This window comes from Novosphingobium huizhouense, assembly GCF_020179475.1.
GTDB lineage: Bacteria > Pseudomonadota > Alphaproteobacteria > Sphingomonadales > Sphingomonadaceae > Novosphingobium > Novosphingobium huizhouense.
Genome location: NZ_JAILXZ010000001.1, coordinates 393,446 through 410,059, shown reverse-complemented (window position 1 = coordinate 410,059; position 16,614 = coordinate 393,446). Strand labels below are relative to the sequence as shown.

Below are 16,614 nucleotides of genomic sequence, written 5' to 3'. Positions count from 1 at the left end.
GGCGCCCCGCGCGTTCCCCCCGCGCGGCCGCGGTGTGTCCACAGCTTTTGCACAGGCTTATATAGTTTTGCCCAAGCGGCTGTTAACCTGTGATTGTTCATCGGAGCTTACTTGGCGAAGGAACCGGTGAGCGTGCGCCGGGATCGTCCCGGCCGCCATGGGCCCCGGCCCCGGAGAGCGACAATGCGGACCGGTCACGACGACAGCGAACGCGACGATGCGGCGCCCGTCGATATGCTCGCCTCGCTGTTCGAGGCGCGCGGCTGGCCCTGCGAGTTCGTCTCCGACGACGAGATCCACGGCGAGATCCAGGGCTCCTGGGCAACCTATCAGGTGCGCTGCGTGTGGCGCACCGAGGATCACGTGCTGCAGATCCTGTGCCTGCCCGACATCCGCGTTCCCGACGACAAGCGCGCCTCGGTCTACGAGGTGATGGCGCTGATCAACGAGCAGGTCTGGCTGGGCCATTTCGACGTCTGGTCAAACGGTTCGGTGCTGCTCTACCGCCACGCGCTGATGCTCGGCGACGACGGACTGCTCAGCCTTGGCCAGGCGCAGTCGGCGATCGAGGCGGCGATCGACGAATGCGACCGCTTCTACCCCGCGTTCCAGTTCATCCTGTGGGGTGACAAGAGCCCTGCCGACGCGCTGGCGAGCGCGCTGGTCGACGCCGCCGGCGAAGCCTGAGGCGAGCGGGCGATGCGCATCCTCCAGTTTGGCTGCGGCAACATGGGCGGCGCGATGCTTGCCGGCTGGCTTGCCGGCGGCCTTGCGGCGAGCGACTTCACCGTGGTCGATCCATTCCTCGACGCAGCGCCCGACGGCGTGCGGCTGCTGCGCGCGGCCCCGGATGGCGAAGCCCCCGCCGAGGTCGTGCTGATCGGGTTCAAGCCGCAACAGTTCGCGGCCAGCGCCGCCGCGGTCGCGCCGCACGTGGGCGAGGGCACGCTGCTGCTCTCGATCCTCGCCGGGGTCGACCTCGAGACGCTGCGCGCGGCCTTTCCCGCGGCGGGCGCGATCGTGCGGGTCATGCCCAATCTCGCCGTGGCGCTCGGCAAGTCGCCGATCGCGCTCGTCGGCGACGCCGATGGCGCGGCGCGCGACCGGACCGATCGGCTGATGGCGCCGCTGGGGCAGGCCGAGTGGCTCTCGGGCGAGGACCAGATGGACCTCGTGACCGCGCTCGCCGGCTCGGGCCCCGCCTTCGTCTACCGCTTCATCGACGCGCTGGCGCAAGGCGCCACGGACCTCGGCCTGCCGCGCGAGCAGGCGGACCGGCTGGCGCTGGCGATGGTCGAGGGCGCGGCGCTGCTGGCGGCGCAATCGCCGCACGCGCCGGGCGAGCTCGCCCGCCGCGTCGCAAGTCCCGGCGGGACGACGCAGAAGGGCATCGACGTGCTCGATGCCGAAGGGCGCCTGGTCGCGCTGATGACCGACACCTTGCGCGCGGCGCGCGACCGCAGCGCCGAGATGACGCGAGAAGCCCGCAAATCCTGACCGCGAACCGACCGCGCGATTTACAATTTGTCACGAAAGCCCGTTTCCGGTTTCGCTTGAAACCCGGCGCATCAAGCGCGATATTCGCTGGCATCGGAGCCGATCCCGGCTCTGCATGGAGTGAAACGAGCATTATGGCAAACTGGAACGACCCTCAGCCCCGGACGGGCTTCGGCGCGTCTCCGAGCCTTTCGGGCGCCACCAGCCGCAGCGAGGTCTTCGACGCGGGTCTGCGGCGCTACATGCTGTCGATCTACAATTACATGGCCTCGGGCATCCTGCTCTCGGGCATCGTCGCGCTGCTGTTCGCGACGACCGGGGCGGCCGCGGCGGTGTTCGGCACGCCGCTGCGCTGGCTGGTGGCGCTTGCCCCGCTGGCCTTCGTCATGATCATGAGCTTCGGCATCAACCGCCTGTCGACCAATGCGGTGCGCGGGCTGTTCTGGGCCTTCAGCGTGGTCATGGGCATGAGCCTGTCGTCGATCTTCTTCGTCTACACCGGCCCTTCGATCGCGGCGACGTTCTTCGCCACGGCGGGCGCCTTCGCGGGCCTGAGCCTGTTCGGCTACACCACGAAGAAGAGCCTGTCGGGGATGGGCACGTTCCTGATCATGGGGCTGTTCGGCATCCTGATCGCGTCGCTGATCAACATCTTCCTGCAGTCGCCGGGCCTTGCCTGGGGCATCAGCTTCCTTGGCGTGCTGATCTTCGCAGGCCTGACCGCCTATGACACGCAGCGGCTCAAGGACCAGTACGCCTACCTCGCCGGCACCGAATTCGCGGGCAAGGCGGTGGTGATGGGCGCGCTGACGCTGTATCTCGACTTCATCAACATGTTCACCTTCCTGCTGCAGTTCATGGGCGACCGTCGCTGATCGCACGTTATCTGCGCACAGATTTGCGATGCCCGGTTGGCGGTCGGCGCCAGCCGGGCATTTTCATTGCCGGTCGATGCCGCTATCGTCGTGGCCGGTCTGGAGAATATCTCGCCATTTCGCGATCTTGCGCTGCGCGGGTTCCCGGGGGAGTGTCGATGTCGAATACGAAGCGCGCTGCGGCGCTGTTCCGCGCGGTCCCGTTGCTGGCCGCGACCAGCCTTGCCGTGCTGCTGGCCTCGTGCGCCAAGGCTCCGCCGCCCCCGCCGCCGCCCCCGCCGCCGCCCAAGGTCGTGGTGATCCCGCCCAAGCCGATGCCGCCCAACGGCGCGAGCGACACGCTCGAGATCCCGCCGGTCGACGCGATGGGCCTGCGCCAGTCGGTCAACCGCAACATCAGCCCGGCCCAGGCGCTGTGGAACCTGCGTTCGGCGTACAATGTGGCCGCGCTCAATTGCAGCGCGCCCAAGCATGCCGACATCCTCGTGCGCTATCGCGCATTCCTGACCGGCAACGCCAAGGTGCTGACCGCGACCAACAAGGCCGTCGATGCCGAGTTCCGCAAGAAGTTCGGCGCCAAGTTCGTGCCGCAGCGCGAGGCCTACATGACGTCGGTCTACAACCACTTCGCGCTGCCGCCGACGATCTCGGATTTCTGCGACGCGGTGCTGGCGGTGAGCCGCGACGGGATGGCGGTGAAGCCCGCCGACCTCCAGGGTTTCGCCGTGGTCAACCTGCCCAACATCGAGGTCGTGTTCGACGACTTCTACCGCAAGTACGAGAAGTACCGCGCCGACCTCGCCATCTGGCAGGCGCAGTACGGCCAGAGCGCGGCGGCGCCGCGCGGCGCGAGCGGCGGCGTCGGTTCGCCGTCGTGATGCGCGGGCCATGCAATTTGGGCTTGGCAAAGGCGCGGCCCGTGCGCTAAGGGCCGCGCTCCCGATCGACGCATCGTCTGCGACGCATCGTTCGGGGCGATACTGGAACGGGGCCGTAGCTCAGCTGGGAGAGCGCGTCGTTCGCAATGACGAGGTCAGGGGTTCGATCCCCCTCGGCTCCACCAGTATGCCGTAAAATGCCACATCCCGGCCTGCGAACGGCACCGAACTGCGCTTCCGGTGCTCACGGCCATTCAGGCCGCTGCGCGCCGGTTCTCGTACGGCACCATTCTTGGCTCGGGCTGAGGCATTTTCCATCATACTGGTCCCCTTGCCCCCACGCGCGACTCTTCTCGCGCTTTGCGCTAGAAGCTTCTCCATGCATTTTCTCGACCAGGCCAAGATCTTCATCCGTTCGGGCGCGGGCGGCCCCGGCGCGGTCAGCTTCCGGCGCGAGAAGTACGTCGAATACGGCGGTCCCGACGGCGGCAACGGCGGCAAGGGCGGCGACATCGTGTTCGAGGCGGTGGCCGGGCTCAATACCCTGATCGACTTCCGCTACACCCAGCATTTCAAGGCCCAGCGCGGCCTCGGCGGCGCGGGCAAGAATCGCACCGGCGCAGGGGGCGAGGACCTGGTGATCAAGGTGCCGGTGGGCACGCAGGTGCTCGACGACGACCGCGAGACGGTGCTGCTCGACCTCGTCGAGGCGGGCCAGCGCGAAGTCCTGCTGCGCGGCGGCGACGGCGGTCGCGGCAACCTGTCGTACAAGACCTCGACCAACCGCGCGCCGCGCCAGTGCGGGCCGGGCTGGCCAGGCCAGGAGATGTACGTCTGGCTGCGGCTCAAGCTGCTCGCCGATGCGGGCCTCGTCGGGCTGCCCAATGCGGGCAAGTCGACCTTCATCAACCAGATCACCAACACCAAGGCCAAGGTCGGCGCCTATGCCTTCACCACCACGCGCCCGCAGCTCGGCGTCGTCAGCCACCGCGACCGCGAGTTCGTGCTGGCGGACATTCCCGGCCTGATCGAGGGCGCGGCCGACGGCGCCGGGATCGGCGACCGCTTCCTCGGCCACATTGAACGCTGCCGCGTGCTGATCCACCTGATCGACATCCACGGCGAGACCGACCCGGTCGAGGCGATGCAGATCGTCGAGGGCGAGCTCGAGGCCTATGGCGCGGGCCTCGACGAGAAGCCGCGGCTGGTCGCGCTCAACAAGATCGATCTCGTCGACCGCGAGCTGATCCAGGCGTTCCGCGCCGAGTTGCTCGAGGCCGGCGCCGACGAGGTCTTCCCGATCTCGGGCGCCACCGGCAAGGGGATCGACGCCTTGCTCGACGCGGTGCTCGACTACCTTCCCGCGGCCACCGCGACCGAGCGTCCGGACGGCGAGGTCGAGGACGAGGACGACCGCAGGCCCTGGTCGCCGCTCGACTGAGCGCGAGGGGGCGCGGCGAGACGCCGGGCCGTGCCCGGGGCGGCCCGAAGCGCCCTTCACCTCTGCCGCCAATTCACCTAAGCCCCGTGCGGCCATGACCATTCACCACCTTGCCGACCTCGCCGATTCCGCCGCCTGCCCGCGCCTCGTGGTCAAGGTCGGCTCGGCCCTGCTCGTCGGCAAGGACGGCAACCCGCGCCGCGACTGGCTGGCCGCGCTGGTCGGCGAGATCGCCGCGATGCGCGCGCGCGGACAGGAAGTGATCGTCGTGTCCTCGGGCGCGATCGCGCTCGGCGCGCGCCGGCTGGGGCTCGCCAAGGGCGGGCGCGGCAGCCTTGCCGATGCGCAGGCGGCCGCGGCGGTGGGTCAGATCGCGCTGGCCGGGCTGTGGGCCGACCTGCTCGGCCATCATCGTCTGACCGCGGCGCAAGTCCTGCTGACGCTCGAGGATCTCGAGGATCGCCGGCGCTTCCTCAACGTCACCGCAACGCTCGGCACGCTGCTCGCCGCCGGGGCGGTGCCGGTGATCAACGAGAACGATACCGTGGCGACGCAGGAAATCCGCTTCGGCGACAACGACCGGCTGGCGGCGCGGGTCGGCCAGGCCGCTTCGGCCAGCGGCGTGCTGCTGCTTTCGGACATCGACGGGCTCTACGATCGCGACCCGCGCGCGCCCGGCGCGGTGCGCGTGCCCGTGGTGCGCGGGGTGACGAGCGAAATCCATGCGATGGCGACCGGCGGCTCGTCCTCGGGCCTCGGCTCGGGCGGCATGACCAGCAAGCTCCAGGCCGCCGAGATCGCCGAACTCGCCGGGATGGCGCTGGCGATCGTCGACGGCCGGCCGATCGCGCCGGTCGGGACTGCCTTCGCCGCAGATCGCGGCACGCTGTTCGTCCCGCGCGGGCGCAAGCGGGCGCGCAAGGCCTGGCTCGGCGGCAGGATGCGGCTGCGCGGGGCGGTCCACGTCGACGCCGGGGCGGCGGCGGCGCTGATGCGCGGCTCGAGCCTGCTCGCAGCGGGCGTGCGCGCGGTCGACGGCGCGTTTGCGCGCGGCGATGCGATTGCCGTGCTCGGCCCGGACGGGGCGACGCTGGCGCGCGGGCTCAGCGAATACGATGCGGCCGAATGCGCGCGGATCATGGGGCGCCAGAGCGCCGACCACGAGGCCCTGCTCGGCTATGCCCCGCGTTCGGCGCTGATCCACCGCGACCAGCTGGTCCTGCTCTGATGGGCGCAGACCTGCTGGCGGTGACCGGCGCAACGGGATTTGTCGGACAGGCGGTGCTTGATCTCGCGCAGCGGCGCGGGCTCGAGGTGCGGGCGCTGGCGCGCCGGCCGCAGGAGCCGCGCGCCGGGGTCGAATGGGTCCAGGGCGATCTCGCCGACCGGGCGGCGCTGCGCCGGCTGACCGGACGGGCGACGGTGGTGGTGCACATCGCTGGGGTGGTCAGCGCGCCCGATGCCGCAGGCTTCGAGGCGGGCAACGTGACCGGCACGCTCAACGTGGTCGATGCGGCGCTGCGCGCGGGCGTGCCGCGGCTGATCCACGTCTCCTCGCTGTCCGCGCGCGAGCCGCAGCTCTCGCTCTACGGGGCGAGCAAGCGCAAGGGCGAGCAACTGGTCAAGGCCGCGCCGCTCGACTGGACCGTGGTGCGCCCGCCGGCGGTCTATGGTCCGCGCGATACCGAGATGCTCGAACTGTTCCGGCTCGCCCGGCGCGGATTCATGCCGCTCCCGCCCGAGGGCAAGCTGTCGATCATCCACGTGGCCGACCTCGCCGCGCTGCTGCTTGCGCTGCTGCCGGGCGGCGAGGAGGTGACCGCCTGCACCTTCGAGCCCGACGACGGACAGCCCGGCGGGTGGACGCACCACAGCCTTGCGCGGGCGATCGGCGTCGCGGTCGGGCGGCGCGTCACGCCGATGTCGCTTCCCCCCGGGGTGCTGCGGCTGGGCGCGCGGGCCGACCGCTTCTTCCGCAAGGACCGCGCGAAGCTGACCGAGGACCGCGTCGGCTACATGTGCCACCCCGACTGGCTTGCCCACGAAGGCAGCCAGCCGCCCGCCGCCCTGTGGCGTCCGCACGTCGAGACCCGCATGGGCCTTCACGCGACCGCCGCCTGGTACCGCGAGGCCGGCTGGCTCTGATTGCGCCGGCGCGATTGCCCTTCGGGACATCAGCAATCGCACGCGCTACCGGTTTCGCACTCGTTCGCTCCGATGTGCCAAATCTCCGCTGCAGCAGGTTTACGCTCCAGCAGGATCAGGATGCCCGTGGCTCACTCGGACGAATTGCAGAAGCGCATCGATTTCTACGAGCTCGACCGCAATCGCGGCAGCTTCGCCCGGCTGGGCGGAGTCATCGCGCGTTCGGTCGACCAGGGACTCGCCAAGTTCTACGACAAGCTGGCGCGGACCCCGGCGCTGTCGGGCTTCTTCTCGTCGCAGCAGAAGATCGACTACGCCCGCAACGCGCAGCGCGACCACTGGGTGAAGCTGTTCGAGAGCGGCATCGACCAGGCCTACTTCGAGCGCGCCAACCACATCGGCATGACCCACGCGCGGATCGGGCTCGCGCCGCAGTGGTACATCGGCGGCTATGCGCTGATCCTCGAGCACCTGATCGAGAGCATGGCGCTGCGCGGCGTGCGTCGCTTCCTGCCGGGGCAGAGGCGGCTGGCGCGCGACACCGCGGCGCTGGTCAAGGCGGCGATGATCGACATGGACCTCGCCCTCTCGACCTACTTCGCCAAGGCCGAGGAAGGCACGCGCGAGATCATCCTGGGCCAGATGGGCAGCGCGTTGCGCTCGCTGGCGGGCGGCAACCTGACCACGCGGATGAGCGGGCTTCCCGCCGACTACCGCCAGGCCGAGGACGACTTCAACGCCGCGGTCGCGCAGCTCGCGCAGACGCTGGGCATCGTCGCGGCGAGCAGCGGCAGCATCGCCAACGGCACCGAGGAAATCCGCGCCGCATCCGAGAACCTCGCCAACCGGACCGAGCGCCAGGCCGACAGCGTGCAGCAGTGCGCCGCGGCGATCGGCTCGCTCTCGCGCGCGCTGGCCGAGAGCTCCGAGGCGATGGCGGCGCTGCGCAAGTCCGCCGGCGAGACCGAGCGCGAAGCGACGCAGGGCCGCGCCGCGGTCGGCGAAGCGGTCAGCGCGATGGACGATGCCCAGCGCAGCGCGCAGGAAATCGTCCAGATCGCCGAGATCATCGACGGCATCGCCTTCCAGACCAACCTGCTCGCGCTCAACGCCGGGGTCGAGGCGGCGCGTGTCGGCGAAGTCGGTCGCGGCTTCGCGGTCGTCGCCAACGAGGTCCGCGCGCTCGCCCAGCGCTCGGGCGAAGCGGCCGAAAGCATCAAGAAGCTGCTGTCGACCAGCCGCGAGCAAGTCGATCGCGGCGCGGGTCTGGTCAAGAGCGCGGGCGGCATGCTCCACGGCATCATCGAGCGGGTGACCGACATCAGCAGCGCGGTCTCGGATGCCGCGAGCCTCACCCAGGAGCAGGCCGAGAACGCCGCACAGGTCGACCGCGCGATCACCGAGATGGACCTGATGACGCAGCAGAACGCCGCGATGGTGGAAGAAACCGCCGCGGCCACGCGGAGCATGGCCGAAACTTCGCGCAACCTCGCCGGCGCGGTCGGCCGGTTCCAGTTCGACGTCCCGGCCGAAGCGCGCGCCCGGCTCTACGCGGCCTGATCGGCCGCCATTCCGCCCAGTTCGGCGGCGACCATCTCGCGCAGCGGCAATTGCGCCTTCATCCGCACCGCGAGCAGCGCCGTGCCGCTGACCTTGCGCTGGACGAACAGCGTTTCAGCGGGCGGCAGGTGCCAGTTCGCGCGATCCTCGAACACCGGCATCGCATGCTGGCGGACCTGTTCGACAAAGCGGCGGTCGGCAAAGTCGAACTGCCCGGGCCGCCCGACATGGGCGACGATCACCGCGATCATCGCGTCGATATCGACCCGGTGGCGATCGACCTGGGTGCGCGAGACGAAGCCGATGTCGAGCAGCGCATCGCGCAAGGCGTCGTGGTCCTCGACCAGGCCGGCGCGCAGCAGGCGCGCATAGGCCGCGCTCGTCGCCGGCGCCACGGGGCGCGCCGCGCCGAAGTCGAGCAGGACGATGCGCCCGGTGTCGGGCTGCCAGCGATAGTTGGCGAAGTTGGGGTCGGTCTGCATGAAGCCGAAGCGGAACAGTTCGCCAAGCACCAGCCCGAGCAGCGCCGCCATCGCCTCGTTGCGCTCCTCCTGCGGCGAATGGGCAAGGTCGTCGATCGGCCGCCCGGGCACGAAGTCCATCACCAGCACCTGCTCGCCGGTCAGGTGATCGACCGGGCTCGGCACGACGAAGCGGCGGTCGTCGGCGAGCAACCCGCCATAGCGCCGCATCTGCGCCGCCTCGCGCAGATAGTCGGTCTCCTCGGCGAGCTGCCGCTTGGCCTCGGCCAGCAGCGGGGCGATGTCGAGTTCGGCGGGGAGCAGGCCCGAAAAGTGCAGCAACGTGGCGACATTGTCGACGTCGGCCTCGATGCTGGCGGCGACCCCGGGATATTGCACCTTCACCGCGACCTCGCGCCCGTCGTGGAGGCGGGCGCGATGGACCTGGCCGATCGAGGCGGCCGCGATCGGGATCGGATCGAAGCGGGCAAAGCGCTTGCGCCAGTCGGCGCCCCAGTGGCCGACCAGCACCTTGTTCAGCTGGGCCGGCGGCATGAAGTGCGCGGCATCGCGCAGGCGCGCGAGGATCTCGGTAAGCTCGGGCGGAAGCACGTCGCCCGCATCGAGCGAGATCATCTGGCCAAGCTTCATCGCCGCGCCGCGAAGGCGGGAAAGCTGTTCGGTCACGCGCCCGACATTGGCCGGAGTCAGCACCAGACTCGACAGCTGTGGTCGCTCGCCCTTCGCCAGCCGCCGCGCGCCTTCGGCGATGACACCGCCGGCAAGGCCCCCCGCCAGCTGGCCGAAGGCGGCAAGGCGGGACAGCCGCGCTGAAGGAACCTTGCGATAGCGATCGGACATCACGGCGCCTTTGCAGGAGATATTGCTTCGCAAGATCGCACAAGAGGCCTTTGCCCGGAAGCAGGCAAGTGATCTTTGGGGTCAGCGCGGCAGGGCGTAGGCCATGACCGAATCGCCGAGCCGGGTTCCCAGCGAGTTGTGGCCTCCGGCAACGACGACGATCATCTGCCGTCCCGAGGGGCTGAGATACGTCATCGGCGTCGCCTGAGCGCCGGCGGGCAGGCGCGCGCGCCACAGCACGTCGCCGGTGGCGAGGTCGTAAGCGCGCAGGTAGTAGTCGAGCGTCGAGGACATGAAGCCCAGCCCGCTGGCGGTGACCATCGGGCCGCCGAGCGAGGGCACCCCCATCTTGAACGGGATCGGCACCGGCATCTGGTCGCGCGTGGTGCCGTTCGCGCGGCGCCAGGCGATCTTGCCGGTCACCAGATCGAGCCCTGCGACATAGCCCCAGGGCGGCGCCTGGCAGGGCAGCCCGAGCGGCGACAGGAAGGGATTGAGCTCGACCGCGTAGGGCGCGCCGAAATTGGGGTTGTAGCCATGCTCGCTCGCCCCGTGCAGGTCCGAGCCGCCCGACGGACCGTGGCGGTTGCCGCTGGCGGGATCGCTTCTGGGGACCAGCCGGTCGACGAAGCCCATGTAGTTGGGATGGGCGAAGGCGACCTGCCGCTCGGGGTCGATCGCCATGCCGCCCCAGTCCATCACCCCGAAGTTGCCCGGAAACACCAGCGTGCCCTGCGTCGAAGGCGGGGTGAACGCGCCGTCGTAGCGCAGGCGCCTGAACTTGATCCGGCAGGCCAGTTGGTCGAGCATCGTCGCGCCCCACATGCCGCTCTCGGTCGCGCGGGGCGGCAGGAACGAGACCGAGGAGAAGGGCTGGGTGGGCGAAAGCCGGTCGCCGGGAGCGGCCCCTTGCGGCACCGGCCGGTCGGTCACCGGGTGGAGCGGGCGGCCGGTGCGGCGGTCGAGCACGAAGATCAGGCCGGTCTTGGTCGACTGCACCAGCGCCGGCACCCGTCCCTTGCCCGGCAGGTCGAGATCGACCAGCGCAGGTTGCGCCGGTACGTCCATGTCCCACAGGTCGTGGTGCACCGTCTGGAACACCCAGCGGACTTTGCCGGTCGCCGCCTCGAGCGCGAGCACCGACGTGGCGAAGCGCTCCGTCGTCGCGGGCCGCGCGCCGCCCCACTGGTCGACCGCGCCCATGCCCATCGGCACGTAGATCAGCCCCAGCGCCTCGTCGGCGGTCGAAGTGCTCCACGAATTGGGAGTCGACAGCACATAGTGCTGCCCGGGCGCGAGCGGCGCGGTGGCGTCGGGACGACCCGGATCGAAGTTCCACGCGAGGTGCCCGTCGGCAAGGTCGTAGGCGCGGATCACGCCCGAAGGCATCTTCAGCGCCTTGTTGTCGTAGATCGCGCCGCCGAGCACGACGAGTCCGCGGGTGACCAGCGGCGCCGAGGTGAACTGGTACCAGCCGAGCGGGTGCCCCGGCTGGCCCGGAAGCGTCGAAATCTGCCCATTCGCGCCGAATCCTGGGCAGGGGCGCCCGGTCGCGGCGTCGAGCGCGATCAGCCGCGCATCGTTGGTCGCGGTCAGGATCCGACGCTGGCAGGTACTCGCCTGCGGCACCTCGGCATAGGATACGCCGCGGCACGAGAGGTGCTGCATCTCGCCGGTCACCTTGATCTGCGGATCGTAGGCCCAGCGCGTCTTCCCGGTCTCGGCGTCGAGCGCCAGCACGCGGTTGTGCGGGGTGCACAGGTAGACCGTGTCCGCGACCTTGATCGGCGTCACCTCGTAGGTGATCTCGTCGGGGTCGCCCGGCCGCTGCCGGTCGCCGGTGTGGACTTCCCAGGCGAGCTGGAGCCGCGCGACATTGGCCGGCGTCACCTGGCGCAGCGGCGACCACTTCTGTCCCGCCCACGAGCGCGCATAGGCGCGCCAGTCGCCGTCGGGCTGGTCGCTCGCGGCAATCGCGCCGCGCACGCCGGGAAGCCGCCCGTGCCAGTCGTGGTCGGCAAAGCCCGACGCCACGGCAACGCCGCCCGCGCCGACGAGCGCCAGCGCGAGCGGGCCGGCCACGGTCAGCCAGGGGCGGGTCTCGCCCGCCCGGTGGCGCAGCGCCCGCGTGATCCAGGGCAGGGTCATCGCCAGGCCGAGCGGCACGATGAGGTCGCCCCGCGGCACCAGCTTCCACCAGTCGAGTCCGATTTCCGCGATCGACCAGATAAGCGTTGCGACGATCAAGGCAGCCATCAGGTGCAGCGCGGCCGGCCGGCGCCGCAGCAGCAGCCAGCCGACGAGCGCGAGGCACAGTCCCGCAAGGAGATAATAGGCCGATCCGCCGAGCGCGAGCAGCCATGCCCCGCCGATCGCATCGAGCAAGCCGAGCGCCAGCGCGGTCCACGCGACGAGACGAAGAAGAAGCGGGGTGGGGTTCGCGGTCCGGGCAGTCATCGCGTAGCGCTCCGCAGGGCAACGCCGGGTAAGACGTGCACGACGGGCCAACGCGCAAGAGCGCGATTGGTTCGAACGACGCGGAACATGGCCGCGGCAGCGCGGATCGCGCCCACGGGAAAACCGAGACGGCGCGGAGAAATGGGGGGCCGGCCGCCTCGGTTCGGGGTATTAGGCGACTGACCGCCCGAGCAACCCGCTAACGCAATGTAAGGGGTGGGTCAACCTTAGTTAGTATTCCATTCGTCGCAAAGGCTTGGGGCCACGGCCGACCCGCATAGGGAGGCCGGGATCGCGAGGCCTCAGAAGGCCGGGTCGTACCCCGGCGGCAGCTCGCTGGCCGGGCCGTTGCCGGCGTCGCTGCTGCCGGGTGCGTGAATGCCGCATTCGGTCTTGTCCCAGCCCTTCCAGCGGCCCGAGCGCGGGTCTTCGCCCGGCGCGACCTTGCTGGTGCACGGCGCGCAGCCGATCGAGGGATAGCCCTGGGCTTCGAGCGGGTGGCGGGGCAGGCCGTGGGCGGCGAAGTAGCCGTCCAGTTGTTCCTTGGTCCACGAGGCGAGCGGATTGATCTTGAGCCGCCCTTGCGCGTCGGACTTGTCGATCTCGAAGCGCGGCAGGCCCGCGCGGGTGCTCGACTGGAAGCCCTTGCGGCCGGTGATCGAGGCGTCGTAGCCGAGCAGCGCCTTCGCCAGCGGCTCGACCTTGCGGATCTCGCAGCAGCCGTCGGGATCCCACGACCAGCGCAACCCGTTCTCGTCCTTCTTGGCGACCAGCTCCCAGTCCGGCTCGACGATCCGCAGCGCGGTCATGCCCAGATGCGCGACCAGCTGGTCGCGATAGGCGAGCGTTTCGGGAAAGTGCTTGCCCGTTTCCAGAAACAGCACCGGCACCGAGGGGTCGATGCTGGCGACGAGATGGAGCAGCACCGCGCTTTCCGCACCGAAGCTCGACACGATCGCCAGGTCACCGGCGAGGCCGTCGCGGATCACCGAGCGCAGCATGTCCTGCGTGTCGGTGCCGCGGAACAGGTTGTTGAGCCGGATCGCGTCGCTTTCGGTGAAGCGCGGCGAGGTGTCGATCAGGTCGATCTTGCGGTCGGCCGAACTGCGCGTGGTGCTGCTCATCATGGGTGTCCTCGAGAGACGAGACGTCCGCTCAACCGTGCCTTTTGGCCCAGATCGCGGGACGGCCGTCGACCGTCTTCTGGTAGACGTCGGGCCAGGTCGCGAAGGCCTTGTCGGCGGCCTCGCGGCTGATGTCCTGGTTGGGGGCGAAGCTGTCGAACCCGCAGCGGCGCATGTGGCTGAGCTGGTCGACAAGCACGTCGCCCACCGCGCGCAGTTCGCCCGCATAGCCATGCTCGCGCAGGATGCGCGCCGCCGAATAGCCGCGCCCGTCGGTGTAGGCGGGGAAGTTCACCTCGACGAGCGCGATGCGCTCGAGGTGCGGCAGCAGCGCGCGGGCATCGTCGCCCGGCTCGATGCGCACCGCGGTGGCGTTCGATTGATCGGCGAACGCGTCGACGGTCACCGCCGGATCCGACACCGGCTCGTCATCGCGATAGCGCAGGGTCTGTTCAACCATTGACGGGCTCCTTGGCGTAGATCGCCTCCTTGAACGGGGCCATGCCGATGCGGCGGTAGGTGTCGACGAAGCGCTCCCCGTCGCTGCGCTGGGCGAGATAGACGTCGGTCGCCTTCTCGATGGCATCGACGATGCCGTCCTCGCTGAAGCCGGGGCCGGTGATCGTGCCGAGCGAGGTGTCGGCGCCTTCCGAGCCGCCGAGCAGCAGCTGGTAGTTCTCGACGCCCTTGCGGTCGACGCCGAGGATGCCGATGTGGCCGGCGTGGTGGTGGCCGCAGGCGTTGATGCAGCCCGAAATCTTGAGCTTGAGCTCGCCCAGTTCCTTCTGCCGGCCGAGGTCGGCGAAGCGTTCGGAAATCTTCTGCGCCACGGGAATCGAGCGCGCGTTGGCAAGGCTGCAGTAATCGAGACCCGGGCAGGCGATGATGTCGCTGATCAGGTCGAGGTTGGCGTTGGCGAGGCCCGCCGCGTCGAGCTTCTGCCACACGGTGTAGAGATCGGCCTTCTTAACGTGGGGCAGCACGATGTTCTGCGCATGCGTCACGCGCAGTTCGTCGAAGCTGTAGTCGCGGGCGAGGTCGGCCATCAGGCGGATCTGATCGGCGCTGGCGTCGCCTGGGATGCCGCCGACGGGCTTGAGGCTGATCGTCGCGATCGCATAGCCAGGCTGCTTGTGGGCGTGGACGTTCTGCGACACCCAGACGGCGAAGTCGGGATCGGAGAGGTCGAGTTCGTCCGAAGCCGAAGCGTCGAAGCCGGGCTGCTCGAAGAAGCCCTTGATGCGCTCCAGCTCGGCCGGCGGCGGCTCGAGCCCCAGCGTCAGGATGTGGGCGAATTCCTCTTCCACCTGGCGGCGGTATTCGTCGGCGCCGATCTCGTGGACGAGGATCTTGATCCGCGCCTTGTACTTGTTGTCGCGGCGACCGTAGCGGTTGTAGACGCGCAGGCACGCTTCGAGATAGCTGATCATCTGCAGCGGCGGCACGAACTCGCCGATCACCGGTGCGATCATCGGGGTGCGGCCCATGCCGCCGCCGACGTAGAAGCGGCAGCCCACCTCACCGGCGTCGTTCGTCACCAGCTGGATGCCGATGTCGTGCAGCTTCATCGCCGCACGGTCGGTTTCGCTGCCGATGATGGCGATCTTGAACTTGCGCGGCAGGTAGTCGAATTCCGGGTGGAACGTCGACCACTGGCGCAGCAGCTCGGCATAAGGGCGCGGATCGACCAGTTCGTCGGCGGCGGCGCCGGCGAAGTGGTCGGCGGTGGTGTTGCGGATGCAGTTGCCGCTGGTCTGGATCGCGTGCATTTCGACCGAGGCGAGGTCGGCGAGGATGTCGGGCGCATCCTGAAGCTTGATCCAGTTGTACTGGATGTTCTGGCGCGTGGTGAAGTGGCCGTAGCCGCGGTCGTACTTGTCGGCGATGTCGCCCAGCATGCGCATCTGGCGGCTGTTGAGCGTGCCGTAGGGCACCGCCACGCGCAGCATGTAGGCGTGGAGCTGGAGATAGAGGCCGTTCTTGAGGCGCAGCGGCTTGAACTGGTCCTCGGTGATCTCGCCGGCGAGGCGGCGGGCCACCTGGTCGCGGAATTCGGCGACGCGGGCGTCGACCATGGCCTGGTCGTATTGGTCGTACTGATACATGTCAGATCACCCAGGTGCCGGCGGCAGGGTCGGCAGGCTTGAGGGAAAGGTCGAGGCGCACCGTGGGCCCCAGCGCGCGGATGCGGTCCTTGATGTGCGCGGGGCGGACGCCGTCGTCGGTCCGCGTCGCTTCGATCACCTGCGTGTCGGTGACGATCTGCTTCGCGTTCTCGCGCGCGATGATCGCTTCCGCGCCCTCGGGCACATCGACCGCATCGTTGACGTGGCGCGACCAGCCTTCGCCGGTCCACCAGATCACGTCCCCGGTCCTCAGGTCGCTGCCGGTGATGATCTTCACTGTACGGCCTCCAGCACTTGCTTCAGTTCCATCATGTCTCCCCGGCCTGTCACTTCACCGATCACGATGAGCGCAGGACTCCTGACCTTGTTGTCGGCCACCAGCGCGGCGAGGCCGGCCAGCTGGCCGCGCAGCACGCGCATCGTCGGGCGCGCGGCGTTCTCGATCACCGCCAGCGGCATCGTCGGCGAAAGCCCGTCGGCGATCAGCTTCTCGGCGATCGCCTCGCTGGTAGCGATGCCCATGTAGATGACGAGCGTGCGGCCGACGCCGGCAAGGCCCGCCCAGTTCTGTTCGGACAGGCCCTTGCACTGGCCCGCGACGAAGCTGACGATGCTGGCGTTCTCGCGGTGGGTCAGCGGGATCTGCGCCGCCGCAGCCGCGCCCATCGCGGCGCTGATGCCGGGGACGACTTCGACCGCGACGCCCGCGGCATGGCACGCCTCGGCTTCCTCGCCGCCGCGCCCGAATACGAACGGATCGCCGCCCTTGAGGCGGATCACGTCGTGGCCTTCGAGCGCCTCGCGCACCAGCAGCGCGTTGATCTCGTCCTGCTTCAAGGTGTGGCGCGAGCGGCTCTTGGCGACCGAGATCATCCGTGCGGTGCGCGGCGCCATCGCGAGGATCGAGGGATCGACCAGCCCGTCGTGGACCACCACTTGCGCGCGCATCAGCAGGCGCGCGGCGCGCAGCGTCAGCAGGTCGGGATCGCCGGGACCGGCGCCCACGAGGTACACCCTGCCGGGCTCGGGAGAAGACTGCGTCATGCTCGGCGATGTGGGCCGCACCGCCCAGACTCGCCAGCGAGAATGGCTTGGGGGAAGGCTAGGACAGCTTTAGCGGGAGCGGCCGACGCGCTGTCGCTACCCCTCCGTCAGTCCTGCGGACTGCCACCTCCCCTTCCAGGGGAGG

Annotated in this window: 15 protein-coding genes and 1 tRNA gene; 9 read left to right on the top strand and 7 right to left on the bottom strand. The window is 69.6% G+C overall.

All coding sequences use genetic code 11. The annotated features are described in order from the left end of the window. Nucleotides 1–183: 183 nt before the first annotated feature. From K3A85_RS02065 to K3A85_RS02025, 9 genes are all read left to right on the top strand, one after another. The gene (locus K3A85_RS02065) at nt 184–687 is read left to right on the top strand and encodes a type III secretion system chaperone family protein (RefSeq protein ID WP_225204835.1); all 504 of its coding nucleotides are present in this window, start codon (nt 184–186) and stop codon (nt 685–687) included. A 12-nt stretch (nt 688–699) separates the two neighbouring features. Next, nucleotides 700–1,497 carry a pyrroline-5-carboxylate reductase gene (gene proC, locus K3A85_RS02060; RefSeq protein WP_225204834.1) on the top strand — a complete coding sequence of 266 codons (798 nt, stop codon included), beginning with the start codon at nt 700–702 and terminating at the stop codon, nt 1,495–1,497. A 134-nt stretch (nt 1,498–1,631) separates the two neighbouring features. After that, on the top strand, nt 1,632–2,372 hold the full coding sequence (locus tag K3A85_RS02055; protein ID WP_225204833.1) for a Bax inhibitor-1/YccA family protein: 741 nt from the start codon (nt 1,632–1,634) through the stop codon (nt 2,370–2,372). A 158-nt stretch (nt 2,373–2,530) separates the two neighbouring features. After that, the gene (locus K3A85_RS02050; RefSeq protein ID WP_225204832.1) at nt 2,531–3,250 is read left to right on the top strand and encodes a hypothetical protein; all 720 of its coding nucleotides are present in this window, start codon (nt 2,531–2,533) and stop codon (nt 3,248–3,250) included. 109 nt (nt 3,251–3,359) lie between these two features. Next, nucleotides 3,360–3,435 (top strand) — tRNA-Ala (locus K3A85_RS02045). Nucleotides 3,436–3,629: 194 nt separating this feature from the next. Continuing rightward, nucleotides 3,630–4,691, top strand: coding sequence for a GTPase ObgE (gene obgE, locus K3A85_RS02040; protein WP_225204831.1), 1,062 nt, complete (start codon nt 3,630–3,632; stop codon nt 4,689–4,691). 94 nt (nt 4,692–4,785) lie between these two features. After that, nucleotides 4,786–5,919 carry a glutamate 5-kinase gene (proB, locus tag K3A85_RS02035; protein ID WP_225204830.1) on the top strand — a complete coding sequence of 378 codons (1,134 nt, stop codon included), beginning with the start codon at nt 4,786–4,788 and terminating at the stop codon, nt 5,917–5,919. Further along, nucleotides 5,919–6,836, top strand: coding sequence for an NAD-dependent epimerase/dehydratase family protein (locus K3A85_RS02030; RefSeq protein WP_225204829.1), 918 nt, complete (start codon nt 5,919–5,921; stop codon nt 6,834–6,836). The genes proB and K3A85_RS02030 overlap by 1 nt, the downstream gene beginning before the upstream one ends. Nucleotides 6,837–6,962: 126 nt before the next feature. Then, nucleotides 6,963–8,396 (top strand): methyl-accepting chemotaxis protein, encoded by a 1,434-nt coding sequence (locus K3A85_RS02025; RefSeq protein ID WP_225204828.1) that lies wholly within the window; start codon nt 6,963–6,965, stop codon nt 8,394–8,396. On the opposite strand, the gene K3A85_RS02020 is transcribed toward K3A85_RS02025, so the two are convergent. The 7 genes from K3A85_RS02020 to cobA all read right to left on the bottom strand — a co-directional run bounded on the left by K3A85_RS02020 (nt 8,384) and on the right by cobA (nt 16,469). After that, complete coding sequence (locus K3A85_RS02020) at nt 8,384–9,718, bottom strand: ABC1 kinase family protein (protein WP_225204827.1); 1,335 nt, start codon at nt 9,716–9,718, stop codon at nt 8,384–8,386. The two genes, K3A85_RS02025 and K3A85_RS02020, sit on opposite strands and share 13 nt — an antisense overlap. An 81-nt stretch (nt 9,719–9,799) precedes the next feature. Further along, nucleotides 9,800–12,175: a membrane-bound PQQ-dependent dehydrogenase, glucose/quinate/shikimate family gene (locus K3A85_RS02015; protein WP_225204826.1), complete on the bottom strand. Its 2,376-nt coding sequence runs from the start codon at nt 12,173–12,175 to the stop codon at nt 9,800–9,802. 302 nt (nt 12,176–12,477) lie between these two features. Beyond that, nucleotides 12,478–13,302, bottom strand: coding sequence for a phosphoadenylyl-sulfate reductase (locus K3A85_RS02010; protein ID WP_404822876.1), 825 nt, complete (start codon nt 13,300–13,302; stop codon nt 12,478–12,480). Nucleotides 13,303–13,330: 28 nt separating this feature from the next. After that, nucleotides 13,331–13,759, bottom strand: a complete 429-nt coding sequence (locus K3A85_RS02005; RefSeq protein ID WP_225204824.1) for a DUF934 domain-containing protein — start codon at nt 13,757–13,759, stop codon at nt 13,331–13,333. Further along, on the bottom strand, nt 13,752–15,404 hold the full coding sequence (locus K3A85_RS02000) for a nitrite/sulfite reductase (RefSeq protein WP_225204823.1): 1,653 nt from the start codon (nt 15,402–15,404) through the stop codon (nt 13,752–13,754). Before K3A85_RS02000 ends, K3A85_RS02005 begins: the two co-directional genes overlap by 8 nt. 1 nt (nt 15,405) lies before the next feature. Beyond that, nucleotides 15,406–15,702 carry a DUF2849 domain-containing protein gene (locus tag K3A85_RS01995; RefSeq protein WP_225204822.1) on the bottom strand — a complete coding sequence of 99 codons (297 nt, stop codon included), beginning with the start codon at nt 15,700–15,702 and terminating at the stop codon, nt 15,406–15,408. Then, nucleotides 15,699–16,469 carry a uroporphyrinogen-III C-methyltransferase gene (gene cobA, locus K3A85_RS01990; protein ID WP_225204821.1) on the bottom strand — a complete coding sequence of 257 codons (771 nt, stop codon included), beginning with the start codon at nt 16,467–16,469 and terminating at the stop codon, nt 15,699–15,701. Before cobA ends, K3A85_RS01995 begins: the two co-directional genes overlap by 4 nt. Nucleotides 16,470–16,614 lie beyond the last annotated feature (145 nt).